Origin of the sequence: Gluconobacter sphaericus NBRC 12467, from assembly GCF_006539125.1 — a bacterium.
Classification (GTDB): Bacteria; Pseudomonadota; Alphaproteobacteria; order Acetobacterales; family Acetobacteraceae; genus Gluconobacter; species Gluconobacter sphaericus.
Genome location: NZ_BJMK01000010.1, coordinates 45,762 through 57,911 on the forward strand (window position 1 = coordinate 45,762; position 12,150 = coordinate 57,911).

Consider the following 12,150-nt stretch of genomic DNA (forward strand, 5'->3'; position numbering starts at 1 on the left):
ACACTCCGGGATGATCCAGGCGCGCGAAGCTAATGCGTCACACCGCGGATTAGGGTATGGAAACGACTCATGATCGATCTCGGAACGCTCGTCACTCCGCTCCTGCACCGCTTTGACACCGAAACGGCGCACGAACTCGCCATTCACTCCCTTGCCCTTGGCCTTGGCGGCCAGGCACCAAAGGACCTGCCGGCCCTCTCGACCCGCACGCTCGGCCTGCGCTTTCCCAACCCGATCGGCCTGGCCGCCGGATTCGACAAGGATGCCCGCGCCGTCCGTCCGCTGGCAAAACTGGGCTTCGGCCATGTCGAAGCCGGAACCGTGACACCCCGCCCCCAGCCCGGCAATCCGGGCCCACGCCTGTTCCGACTGCTAGAAGATGGCGCGATCATCAATCGCATGGGCTTCAATGGCTGCGGCGTTGACCGCTTCTGCCGCCGTCTCGCCCGGCTGCACCGCCCGATGCCCAATGGCAGAATGCGCGGTCCGACCGTCCCGCTGGGCGTGAATATCGGGATCAACAAGACCGGCTCCGACCCGCTACGGGACTATCCGGACCTCGTAGCCCGCGTGCGACCCTACGCCGATTACATCACGATGAACCTGTCGTCTCCCAACACGCCGGGGCTGCGCGATCTTCAGTCGGCCACGATGCTGAAAGAGCTTCTGGACGCCATCAATACCCGCAACCCGGAGCGTCCTCCGCTTCTGGTCAAACTCGCGCCCGATCTGGATGATAGCTCCTACGAGCCCATCCTCGCAGCCGCGATCGAAGGCGGCGCACAGGGCCTGATCCTGACCAACACGACCATCGCCCGTCCCGCAACCCTACGCGATCCCGCAGCCCGCGAAAATGGTGGCCTGTCCGGCCGCCCCCTCGCCCCGCGTTCCCGCGATGTCCTGCGGATCGTCTCGGGACTAAACAAGGGTCGCCTGGCACTGATTTCCTGTGGTGGCATCGAGACCGGCGAAGATATCCTCACCCGCATCCGCATGGGCGCGGATATGGTGCAGATCTATTCATCTTTCGTGCTGCAAGGCCCCGGCATCCTGACCCGCATGAAAACAGAATTGCTCGATGCCATGCGCCGCGACGGGTTCGAGACAATCGCCGATGCCCATGGCATTGACCTACCGAACTGACGGACTGCTCAGCTGCGACTTCAGGGCATCTTTCTCTTTAGAGGGAGATGCCCTTTTCATATCCATCCGCTCCGCGCAATAAACCGCTTCAGAGCGGAAATCGAACCCCTGCGGCCGCAAGCCGTTGAAAATCTCATCAATACACTGGACGGAACACCTTCGCATGAACACACGGCCTCCCGCGCGCGCCTTTTCAAATCTCCGCACCCTGCGCCCCGGAACGACCTGTGGATCCATGCTGAGCGCTCTGTTCCTCGTCTTCGGTCTGCTCTGCGCAGGAGTAACGACACCTCCTGCGCTGGCAGCAGCGGCCCCGACCAAGGACGCCCCCAAGGATGACGGCAAGACCCAGCAGTCAGATCCCGCCAATTCCGGGCTTGGCTGGAACGCGGTCTCCGCCTCCATCAGTCGTCAGCTCGATGACAACGCCGCAGTATTGCAGCAGGTTTTCGCGACGCTGAACCGCAAGAACGTCAACACAGGCAATAATGAACTCGACGCTCTGTCGGCCCAGATCCAGAAGGTCAAGCAGAACACACAGGACGCCGTTACGCAGATCCAGTCCTACGACAACATCACCGAATCCTTCCTGAAAATCCTTGGCCCGAAAGCCGCGGAAAACGAGGATGCGTCCGTCACCGCACAACGCCAGCGGATGCAGCAAAATTCGCAGTCTGTAAAATCGGCACTTATGCGGGCCAAACTCTATAATCTTCAGGCTCAGCAGCTCAACACGGCCATCAATGCCCGACGCACACGCCTGCAACACGCAGCCCTGTCCGAACGGACGGTCTCGCCCCTCGCTCCGCGCTTCTGGAACACGCTCCTGACCGAGCGTGCCGAAAACCGCTATTCTCTCCATGCGGGTGGCGTGCTGTCCGACTGGCTCTATCTTCTGATCGGTTGCGCGATCACCTTCGCGACCATCGGCCTCAGTTCACCGCTGATCCTGCGTCTGCTCAAACGCTGCGGCGCCCATTTCCGTCCCGCCACCGAAGACAGCGTAAAAGAAGCTCTCTCAGGCAGCATAATCGCCATCACACTGAATGGCGCGCTGGAAGCCCTGATCGCTACGCTGGTCTGGTTCATCTGGGCGGCCGCCGCTCTCCCTGATGGCGGTGGTCCGATCGGCGCTATCATCGGGGAGACGCTCCCCGTCTGCGGCTTCATTATTGGTGCCGGGCTGCCCGTCTTTGGACGGAACGGTGTTCTGGCTCAGGGAAATCCAGGCGAGCGCAAGGCACTGCGCGGCGTGGACTGGATCCTTGCCATCAGCATCCTTCTGCTGGACCTGCTGCGGGCCTTTCAGGCTCAAGACACCTTTGGCCAGACGCTTCAGCTCCTGCTGGAAATCGCGTTCTCGATCGCCATTGGCCTGTGCGCAGTGGACACATTCCGCAGGCTTGGCAACCAGAACGATACCCGCGGTTTTGCACCTTCCGCGCTAGGTGTTTCCAGCCTGCTTCTGGCGGTGACGGTCATCTCCATCCTGCTGGGCTATGTGGCCTTCGCCTTCACGCTCAATGGCTGGCTGCTCTCACTGGGTACGGGGGTTGCCATCGTGACGCTTCTGGGCCTGTGCTGGCGCGACGTACTGGACCGGCTGTTTTCGGAAGGCGGGTTCTTCAGCCTGCGCCTGGTCCAGCTCGGCCTGACGCAACGCCGCCTGTCACAGATTGGCGTGATCCTCTCGGGGCTCGGCAACGTCCTGCTCCTGCTGCTCCTGTTCTCTATTGCCCAGACGGACGGCAGCTTCAGCGTCACTGACATTACGAACCGGCTCTGGCTCCTGTTCGTCGGCAATACCATCCACGGCGTGAAGATCTCGCTCGATACCGTGGTTCTGGCCATTATTCTGCTAGTGGTAGCGTATTACGCAATCCGTCAGACGCGCGGCTGGCTCCGGGACCGCTTCTTCCCCACCACACGCCTCGATATCGGCAGCCGCACCTCGATCCTCAGCATTTTTACCTACTGCGCCTGGATTCTCGTCGGCCTGGGCATCCTGTCCATCGCCGGTGTCTCGGTCCAGAACCTGACCTGGGTGGTCAGTGCGCTCTCGGTCGGTATCGGTTTCGGCCTGCAATCCATCGTGCAGAACTTCGTCTCCGGCGTGATCCTGATGGCAGAACGCCCCGTGCGTGTTGGCGATATGGTCGAGATCGCCGGCACGCGCGGTGACGTCAAACGCATTAGCATCCGCGCCACTGATATCGGCCTGAGCGATGGCTCGACCATGATCGTCCCGAACTCCCAGTTCATCACGACCAGCGTCAAGAACGCGACCCTGAGCGGTGCGACCGGCGTCCTGACCCTGACGTTCAAGATCCCCCTGACCACTGATCCAGACAAGGCAAAAGCCATGCTGCTGGAAGTCGCGGCCCATCGCGACGAAGTCCTCGCAACACCATCGCCGAAAGTCCGGGTGAGCGCGATTGCCGGAGACAGTCTGAGCATGACGCTAAGCGTCGCCATCATCTCGGCCCGCGACGGCAGCAGTGTGCAGGACGCCATTCTTTTTGACGTCTTCCGCCGCTTCCATGCCGAAGACGTGGCCATCACAACAGCCTGATCGGGAAATACTTTCCGGGACTCCGCACAATTCTCGATTCCCAGACGGACTGGTCCTAAGGTCAGCCCGTCTAAAGAGGCCAGGATTCAGATCGATGCCATCCCCGACACAGATTTCCGGAGACAAAACGCCGGGTCAGATTTTTCACCTGCCTGTCCGCTTCAGGGCGCTCTCCATGGCGGAAGCCGCGGTTCATCTCGGGCTACCAGAACGTCGGATGAAGCTGCTTGCCCTGCTCGGCACAGGGCCGGCACGGACGCAGTCGCCCGACGGGAAAATCGTGTACCGCCGCGAGGATCTGGAACTCTATCTCACAGCCCTGCATGAAAAAGCTGATATCTCCGGCACGGAAATGATACGCCGCCGCACCCAGGCCGCCGCCAACCGTCAGCGGGCGCTTGAACTCGTCCAGATCGGTAGCAAAACAGGCTTTCCCGATCCAGATCCATTCATGATGCTGGCTACCGGGGCCGATGCCCGTCAGCACGCCTGTTTTTTTGTCATCAAGGTCATGGCGCTATTCGGACTGATCATGCTCTGCATCTCGTCCACCCCGCTGCTCCGGGCGCATTTCAACTGACGGGTCATTTCTGCCCGTCAGTTAACAGTCTCACTCAAAGCCACAGAGCACGGCCTTTCCAATACCCTTGCCGCTTTCGAGCAATTCATGTGCCCGGCGCAAATTGGCAATAGTGATCGGCCCTAGCATCTCATGCAGTGTCGTCTTCAGAAGACCGGCATCAACAAGCGATGTCACCTGCGCAAGAATTCTGCCCTGTTCGGGCATGTCCGGCGTCTCAAATATCGGACGTGCGAACATGTATTCCCAATGCACGGAGAGGGCTTTGCGCTTGAAGGGCATAATGTCGAACTCGCCCGGATCGTCGATCAGGGCGAGTGCGCCCTGCGGCGCGAGAGAGCGCACGATCGCATCCCTGTGCTCGCCAGATGCGGTCAGACCAGCCACATAACGCACCTGCGGAATTCCGATACGCGCCAGTTCCTGATCGAGCGGCCGGCGATGATCGATCACGTGGTGTGCGCCCATTTCGCGGCACCAGTCTGTCGTCTCCGGACGGGACGCCGTGGCAATGACTGTCAGTCCCGTGAGACGGCGCGCGATCTGTGTAAGGATCGAGCCCACACCACCCGCACCGCCGACGATCATGATCGCATCCGGATTGTCCATCTCGCCCAGCCGCACCCCCAGACGGTCGAACAGCAGCTCCCAGGCCGTGAGCGCAGTCAGCGGTAAGGCGGCAGCTTCAGCATCGGAGAGGCCTTTCGGAGCAAGCGCTATCAGGCGTTCATCGACCGCCTGATAGCGCGCATCACTCCCCTGCCGACTGGCGGTACCCGCATAGAAAACGCGATCCCCGGCCCGGAAACCCCGGACCTGACCACCCGTCGCAACAACAGTTCCGACCGCGTCATATCCCAGAACCCGGGGCTCATCATCCGGCGGGTCCAGAGACCGCAGCTTGGTATCTACGGGATTGACCGAAACCGCCCGGATTTCCACCACGACATCCCGCGGCCCCGGAACAGGGGTCGGAATGTCGAGTTCAACCAACGCATCGGTTTCGTCCATGCGGGTCGCGCGCCTGTGCCCGAAAGCCTTCATTGGAGAAATCTCCTAAGTCAGAAAGAACGCCGCCAGAGGATCAGCCGTGCCGGTCCATCAGCATGTTCGTCACCGCCGTCTTGAACGGCAACAGACGGTTGGCCACCGCCAGCCCAGCCCGCCGCGCCATCAAGAACGGCGGCTCATCGCGGGTATAAACCGTGGCGATCGCATTGGTCGCGGCAAAGAGCGGCGCCGTTGCCCGACGATGCGTGCGCTCGAAACGCGACAGAACGGACGGATCGCCCGCATCCCCCGCCCCGTTGGCAATCGCCCGCGCCAGAACTTCCTGTCCCCTCAGGCCCAGATTGAACCCGTGCGCCGTAATCGGATGCATGCCCACAGCCGCATCACCAATCAGCGCCAAACGCGGAGCCTGGAAACGATGCGCATAGACCGCCTTGAGCGGATAGACACAGCGCGCACTTTCCAGCGTCATCTGCCCCATGCGTCCCTGCGTCCGGGCCGTAATATCCTCGCTGAAAGCCTTACCATCAAGTGCCTTGAGGCGCGCGATTTCATCTGGCTCCAGCGTCAGGACCAGCGAGGAGCACGATCCCGGTCTGTCGTCGGGGGCGACCGGGAGAAGGGCAATCGTTTGCCCCTCATCGAACCACTGAAGCGCGGTATTGGCATGAGGTTCCGGATGCCGCAGGCGACAGACCATGATGCTGCGCTGGAAATCATGCACGATCGCACCAATTCCCGCTTCAGCCCGCAAACGGGAAAAGCGCCCGTCCGCCGCGACCAGAAGATCAGCCTCAATCCGCTCCTCATTGGCCAGTACAACACCCGCCGATCGAGTATCGTGCCACGAACTGGCAATGCCTTCCCCGGCCCGGATATCCACGCCCGGCGTTCGCAAAGCGACACGATACAGGCCACGACGGATCAGGTGATTTGCCACCATATATCCCAGTGCATCGGGACCAGCTGTAGGTGCATCGAACAGAAGCGGCGGGCTCCCGGACTTTCCTGTCTCAATGCGCGCCGTATACATCGGACAGATATTACCAGCGGGGATTTCGTCCCAAGCGCCGACACTTTTCAGCCATTCCGACGCATGATGCGTCAGCGCAATCTCACGGCCATCAAACGGCGGGTCAGCCAGTACGTGCGCTGGTGACCGCTCGACCACACAGACTTTCCGGCCATCGCGCCCGAGCGAAATGGCGCAGGCCAGACCAACAGGGCCACCGCCCGCAATAATAACGTCGTAACGCATCAGATCACCCGGCGTCCGCGACGAATGTGATGGCATCTCCTTTCCAGACAGCCATGTAATCATTGATCTCAGGCCGCTTGCGCTCATCCGAATGCTTGACAGGCGTTCCCACGAACAGGAAACCGGCCAGGCGATGTGGCTCGGGCAGACCCAGCGACTCAAGAAGCACGCGATCCTCACAGAACGGCCCCGTCACCCACATTCCGCCGAATCCGGCAGCATGCAACGCGTTCAGGACGTTCATCGCCCCTGCCGCAACAGCCATTTCCTGCTCGATCACCGGGATCTTGCCTTCCGGTTCTAGATGCATACCCAGGGCAATAATCATCGGCATGTTGGCAAAGCGGTGATGGCGCTTGGTCTTCTTGGCCTCGGGAGCGTCAGGCTCCTGCCGCCCCATCGCTTCCACCACGAGATCAGCAAACGCCTCACGATGCTTGCCCTTGATCACCGTATAGCGCCAGGGACGCATCTTCCCGTGGTCCGGAGCCCGCAGGCCAGCGGACAGAATGGTTCGGAGCTCATCCCCCTTCGGCGGGGGCTCGACAAGATGGTCCGTCGAAGCGCGGGAGAGAAGGACGTCGAGGGGGGAATGATGATGTGCCATAATCAGGAAATATGGCCCGATCTCCCCTCTCCGCCAAGGGCCTTTTCCAGACTCCGCCATTCTCAAGGAATAGTGACACTCCCTCGTTCTGGTCGATACGGATCGGCATCCTCTCCATCACGGATTTTATCCCTGTCTGCCAAGGTATTTTGCAACCATCTTTACCAGACAACGTGGAAATCCACGTCGTGCTGGTGTAGCAGAAAGAACATGAACGAAAGCCGCCACGCCCGCCTGCATCGCACCACCAGCGAAACCGACGTCACTCTTGCCCTCACACTCGACGGCCAGGGCCGCTCCGATGTGGATAGCGGTATCGGTTTCTTCGACCACATGCTGACGGCACTGGCCAAGCATGGTGGCTTTGATCTTGAGCTGAAAGCCAAGGGCGACCTGCATATCGACGGCCATCACACCGTAGAGGATGTCGGCATCGTCTTCGGGCAGGCCTTCCGTCAGGCCATCGGCGACAAGCGCGGCATCGAGCGTTTCGGCCATGCCCTCGTACCGCTGGATGAAGCCCTGTGCGAGGCGGTCGTTGATATTTCCGGCCGTCCCTACCTTGCCTGGAACGTCGTCTTTCCACGCGAGAAGATTGGCACGATGGACACGGAGCTGTTTGAAGAGTTCTTCCGCGCCTTCGCCATGTCGGCCCATATCGCCCTGCACCTGACCTGCAAGGCGGGCACCAACGCCCATCATATCGCCGAAAGCGGCTTCAAGGCCGTTGCCCGCGCCCTCAAAGTGGCCGCCTCGCACGATCCCCGTTCGGCTGGTGCCATCCCCTCCACCAAAGGCGTACTGTGAAGCTTTATATTCCCTGCACGAAACCAGACGCCGCCGGCCCACAGGTGCCCGTTATGGTGCAGGACGGGTTTTCATGGCGCGTCCTGTTCTTTGGCTGGTTTGGACTACTGACTTACGGCGCTTGGATTTCCGCGCTACTGGCCGCAGCCACCACTATGGTTGCGTTGCATGTTTTCATGGGTTTCTGGTCCCGGCTTGATCTGATCGTGGCCATCCATGCCGTCCTCGCCAGCTTCACGGCGGAGATCCGCCTGTGGGAACAGCGCCTGAACGGCCGCATCACCGGCACGCCGATCGCAGCTCCCAGCCGGGACATCGCCCTCCTGCGCTGGATGGACCAGCAGCACTACGCCGCCCCTTACGGCAACACATCTCCGGAGTTTCCATGCGCGTCGTCGTAATTGACTACAATGGCGGAAATCTCGCCTCGGCCGCTCAGGCAGCCCGCAAAGCCGCCATCCGCAGGGGGATCGAAGCCGACGTTGTCATCTCACGCGATACGAATGACATCCTGACGGCTGACCGACTGATTCTCCCCGGACAAGGCGCTTTCGCCGACTGCGCGCAGGGCCTTGGTCCCGAACTGCGCAACAGGCTCGAAACAGCAACCGCCAATGGGACGCCGTTCCTAGGCATCTGCGTTGGCATGCAGCTTATGTGCGAATATGGCCTCGAACATGGCCGCACCGAAGGTCTGGGCTGGATTTCGGGCAATATCCGCCGCATGGACGAGGCCGTAAATGCCGGCCTGCGCCTGCCGCATATGGGCTGGAACACGCTCGATTTCACACCTGGTACGCACCTGCTGACGGACGGCCTCACCCCAGGCAATCACGGCTATTTTGTCCATTCCTATGCCCTGCATGATGGTACTGACAACGATATCGTCGCAACTGCGCAGTACGGCACACAGGTTCCGGCCATTGTCGCGCGCGGCAATCGCTGCGGCACGCAATTCCACGTCGAAAAGAGCCAGGATGTCGGTCTGACCATCCTCGGAAACTTCCTGCGGTGGACCTCATGACCATCACCTGTGAACGCGTCGTCTCGCCGCTTCTGCCCGAAGATCTGGACGCGCTGATCGAGGCCACATCCGCCGGCATTCTGGACGGCGGCGGCTTTGGCTGGCTGCAACCTCCCGGTCATCAGGCTCTGACCCGCTATTTCGAAGGCCTACTGCTGGTGCCGGAGCGCAGCTTTTACGTCGTGCGTGAGAACGGAGTAATCTGCGGCGCAGGCCAGCTCGTCCGGCCTCCAGCGAGTTATGAAGCCCATGCCGCAACCGCCAATCTGACAGGCTTCTTTGTTGCCCCCTATGCCCGTGGTCGCGGTCTGGGACGCGCGTTGCTGGAAACAATGCTCAAAGGCGCAAAGGCCATTGGCTGCAAGGTTGTAAACTGCGACATCCGCGAAACGCATGTCGCAGCCATAGGGCTGTTCCGGTCGTTCGAATTCGAGCACTGGGGGACCCATCCCTATTATGCACGGATCGGAGGGCAGACGGTGCGCGGACTTTTTCTCTCGAAACTTTTGGCAAACGAGAACGAGGCTGCCCGCTGGCAGTCCAGCATCGCCATTCCTGACACCAGCAGCACAGATTCAGACACGATGACCAACCCAACCCACCCGGCTCACGGCCTGACGCTCTACCCGGCCATCGATCTCAAGGACGGCGCCTGCGTCCGTCTGCGCCGCGGAGAAATGGAAGACGCCACCCATTATTCCGACGATCCCGGCGCACAGGCCAAGCTGTTCGCGGAAGCCGGCTGCCGTCACCTGCATGTCGTGGATCTGAACGGAGCCTTTGCCGGGCGGTCCACCAATATTCCGGCGATTGAATCCATCGTAAAAGCCACCAACCTGCCCGTGCAGCTCGGTGGTGGTATCCGGGATATGGCCGCGATCGAACGCTGGCTCGAAGCAGGCGTCTCACGGGTTATCCTGGGCTCGGTCGCCGTCAAGGACCCTGAACTGGTCCGTCAGGCCGCCCGCGCTTTCCCCGGCCGGATCGTCGCCGGCATTGACGCCCGGCAGGGGCGTGTCGCGACTGAAGGCTGGGCCGAAGTGTCCGAACTCGAAGCCAACGACCTCGCCCTGCGCATGGAAGATGCCGGTGTTGCGGCCGTGATCTTCACCGAAATCACACGGGACGGCATGCTGGCCGGACTAGACCTGGAGCAGACTGCGGACATGGCCCGCCGTCTCTCCATTCCTGTGATCGCCAGCGGTGGCGTCGGCAGCCTGGAGCATCTTAAGGCATTGCGCGATGTTGCCCGCGATGTTCCGGGCATTTCCGGTGCTATCGTCGGACGTGCACTCTATGACGGTCGCATCTCGCTCAAAGACGCACTGGAAGTCCTCGGCCCATGCTGAAACTCCGCGTTATCCCCTGCCTGGACGTCAAGGACGGCCGCGTCGTCAAAGGAGTAAACTTCGTCTCCCTGCGCGATGCGGGTGATCCAGTCGAACAGGCCAAACTCTACGACGCTGCCGGTGCCGATGAACTGACCTTCCTCGACATCACGGCCAGCGTGGAAAACCGTGACACTATTCTCGACGTCGTACGCCGCACGGCCGAAGCTATCTGCCTGCCTCTCACTGTCGGCGGCGGTGTCCGCACCTGCGAAGACATGCGCCGCCTGCTTCTGGCCGGTGCGGACAAATGCGCCGTCAATTCCGCTGCCATCAAAAACCCTGGCCTGATCCGCGAAGCGTCCGAACGCTTTGGCAGCCAGTGCATCGTTGTCGCCATTGATGCCCGCTCCAACGGCAAGGGCGGCTGGGAAGTCTATGCCAAGGGCGGTCGCGAGCCTACGGGGCTGGACGTGGTGGAATGGGCCAAGAAAATGCAGGATCTGGGAGCCGGCGAAATCCTGCTCACCTGCATGGACCGGGATGGCACCCGCTCAGGCTCTGACCTGGATCTGCTTCGTGCCGTCTGCGGCGCAGTGACTGTTCCGATTGTTGCCTCGGGTGGCGTGGGCGAATTACAACATTTCGTGGAGGGAGCGGAAGTCGGCGCAAGTGGCCTTCTGGCAGCAAGTGTGTTCCACTTCGGCCAGTTCCGCATCGATGAAGTCAAGAACGCGCTGAACAAGGCCGGACTTCCGGTCAGGCTTGGAGAGTAAAACCATGGGAAAACCCGCCACCAAACCGGCTCCGAAGCCTTCGAAGCAGCAGGACGACAAAAAGTCCGACCTTCAGCAGGAACTGGTTCTCCAGCGCCTGTATGACACGGTCCAGTCCCGCCGCGGCACTGATCCGTCCCTCAGCCACTCCGCACGCCTGATGGCCCGCGGTCGCAACAAGATTGCCCAGAAATTTGGTGAGGAAGCCGTCGAATGCCTGATCGAAGCTGTCAACGGTAACCGCAAGGAACTGATCGGTGAAAGCGCTGACGTGCTGTACCACCTGATTGTCATGTGGGTTGATGCCGGTGTTTCTCCCGAAGATGTCTGGACGGAACTCAAGCGCCGCGAAGGCACGAGTGGCATTGCCGAAAAGGCGGCCCGCCCCAAGGAAAAGCTCGGCTGAACAGGAAACAGACCATGGCATACGATCCCGGCAACATCTTCGCCCGCATTCTGCGCAAGGAAATACCGGCCCGCACCGTCTATGAAGACGACTTCGCGCTCGCCTTCCACGACATTGCCCCGCAGGCCCCGATCCACGTTCTGGTCATTCCCAAGGGGCCATACGTCTCCATCGCCGATTTCGGCGCGACAGCCTCTCCCGTTGAAATCGCAGGCTTCTGGCGCGCGGTCTCCAAGATTGCCGAAGAACAGGGCCTCACCCGCGAAGGCTTCCGCCTCATCAGCAATTCCGGCCCCAATTCCGGACAGGAAGTCCCCCATTTCCACGTCCACCTGTTCGGCGGCGCGGCTCTCGGCCCCCTGCTGACACAAAAAACTTTATAAATAACACTTGCCAAGACCCAAGGGGCCGACTATCAAGCCCCTCGCCTTGTCCCATTCGTCTAGAGGCCTAGGACACCGCCCTCTCACGGCGGCAACAGGGGTTCGAATCCCCTATGGGACGCCAATTTTTCCAATGACTTAGCAGTCATAATACGAAACGACTGACCGTTTTTGGGCCCAGTTGGAGGGTTCGAAAAACCCACTGGTTTTGGGTCGGCCTTTATGATTCCATTTTCCCTTAGTTGATTGGGGAGG

At 60.9% G+C, this 12,150-nt stretch carries 13 protein-coding genes and 1 tRNA gene; 11 read left to right on the top strand and 3 right to left on the bottom strand.

Features of this window, described 5'->3' with window-relative positions:
• Nucleotides 1–69 precede the first annotated feature (69 nt).
• From GSP01_RS08565 to GSP01_RS08575, 3 genes are all read left to right on the top strand, one after another.
• Nucleotides 70–1,143 (top strand): quinone-dependent dihydroorotate dehydrogenase, encoded by a 1,074-nt coding sequence (locus GSP01_RS08565; protein ID WP_141352676.1) that lies wholly within the window; start codon nt 70–72, stop codon nt 1,141–1,143.
• 163 nt (nt 1,144–1,306) lie between these two features.
• On the top strand, nt 1,307–3,715 hold the full coding sequence (locus GSP01_RS08570; protein WP_141352678.1) for a DUF3772 domain-containing protein: 2,409 nt from the start codon (nt 1,307–1,309) through the stop codon (nt 3,713–3,715).
• Between the two features lie 94 nt (nt 3,716–3,809).
• Entirely contained in the window at nt 3,810–4,295 is a 486-nt protein-coding gene (locus tag GSP01_RS08575) for a hypothetical protein (protein ID WP_141352680.1), read from the top strand.
• 30 nt (nt 4,296–4,325) lie between these two features.
• Here the strand turns inward: GSP01_RS08575 and GSP01_RS08580 are convergent, their stop codons facing one another.
• The 3 genes from GSP01_RS08580 to GSP01_RS08590 are packed head-to-tail and all read right to left on the bottom strand — an operon-like array spanning nt 4,326 to nt 7,171.
• A complete protein-coding gene (locus GSP01_RS08580) occupies nt 4,326–5,339 on the bottom strand; it encodes a zinc-binding alcohol dehydrogenase family protein (RefSeq protein WP_141352682.1) in 1,014 nt (337 codons plus the stop codon).
• A 40-nt stretch (nt 5,340–5,379) separates the two neighbouring features.
• Nucleotides 5,380–6,564 carry a 5-demethoxyubiquinol-8 5-hydroxylase UbiM gene (gene ubiM, locus GSP01_RS08585; RefSeq protein WP_141352702.1) on the bottom strand — a complete coding sequence of 395 codons (1,185 nt, stop codon included), beginning with the start codon at nt 6,562–6,564 and terminating at the stop codon, nt 5,380–5,382.
• 4 nt (nt 6,565–6,568) lie between these two features.
• Complete coding sequence (locus GSP01_RS08590; RefSeq protein WP_141352684.1) at nt 6,569–7,171, bottom strand: nitroreductase family protein; 603 nt, start codon at nt 7,169–7,171, stop codon at nt 6,569–6,571.
• Nucleotides 7,172–7,381: 210 nt separating this feature from the next.
• Here GSP01_RS08590 and hisB point away from each other — a divergent pair, with 210 nt between their 5' ends.
• The 8 genes from hisB to GSP01_RS08630 all read left to right on the top strand — a co-directional run bounded on the left by hisB (nt 7,382) and on the right by GSP01_RS08630 (nt 12,019).
• Nucleotides 7,382–7,978, top strand: coding sequence for an imidazoleglycerol-phosphate dehydratase HisB (gene hisB / locus GSP01_RS08595; protein ID WP_141352686.1), 597 nt, complete (start codon nt 7,382–7,384; stop codon nt 7,976–7,978).
• Complete coding sequence (locus GSP01_RS08600; protein ID WP_141352688.1) at nt 7,975–8,379, top strand: hypothetical protein; 405 nt, start codon at nt 7,975–7,977, stop codon at nt 8,377–8,379. The genes hisB and GSP01_RS08600 overlap by 4 nt, the downstream gene beginning before the upstream one ends.
• Nucleotides 8,364–9,002, top strand: coding sequence for an imidazole glycerol phosphate synthase subunit HisH (gene hisH / locus GSP01_RS08605; RefSeq protein ID WP_141352690.1), 639 nt, complete (start codon nt 8,364–8,366; stop codon nt 9,000–9,002). Before GSP01_RS08600 ends, hisH begins: the two co-directional genes overlap by 16 nt.
• Nucleotides 8,999–10,351, top strand: a complete 1,353-nt coding sequence (gene hisA, locus GSP01_RS08610; RefSeq protein ID WP_174787573.1) for a 1-(5-phosphoribosyl)-5-[(5-phosphoribosylamino)methylideneamino]imidazole-4-carboxamide isomerase — start codon at nt 8,999–9,001, stop codon at nt 10,349–10,351. The genes hisH and hisA overlap by 4 nt, the downstream gene beginning before the upstream one ends.
• On the top strand, nt 10,345–11,106 hold the full coding sequence (hisF, locus tag GSP01_RS08615; RefSeq protein ID WP_141352694.1) for an imidazole glycerol phosphate synthase subunit HisF: 762 nt from the start codon (nt 10,345–10,347) through the stop codon (nt 11,104–11,106). Before hisA ends, hisF begins: the two co-directional genes overlap by 7 nt.
• Nucleotides 11,107–11,110: 4 nt before the next feature.
• Nucleotides 11,111–11,512, top strand: coding sequence for a phosphoribosyl-ATP diphosphatase (locus GSP01_RS08620; RefSeq protein ID WP_011252065.1), 402 nt, complete (start codon nt 11,111–11,113; stop codon nt 11,510–11,512).
• A 14-nt stretch (nt 11,513–11,526) separates the two neighbouring features.
• Nucleotides 11,527–11,895 carry a histidine triad nucleotide-binding protein gene (locus tag GSP01_RS08625; protein ID WP_141352696.1) on the top strand — a complete coding sequence of 123 codons (369 nt, stop codon included), beginning with the start codon at nt 11,527–11,529 and terminating at the stop codon, nt 11,893–11,895.
• A gap of 48 nt (nt 11,896–11,943) precedes the next feature.
• Nucleotides 11,944–12,019, top strand: a tRNA-Glu gene (locus tag GSP01_RS08630).
• Nucleotides 12,020–12,150 lie beyond the last annotated feature (131 nt).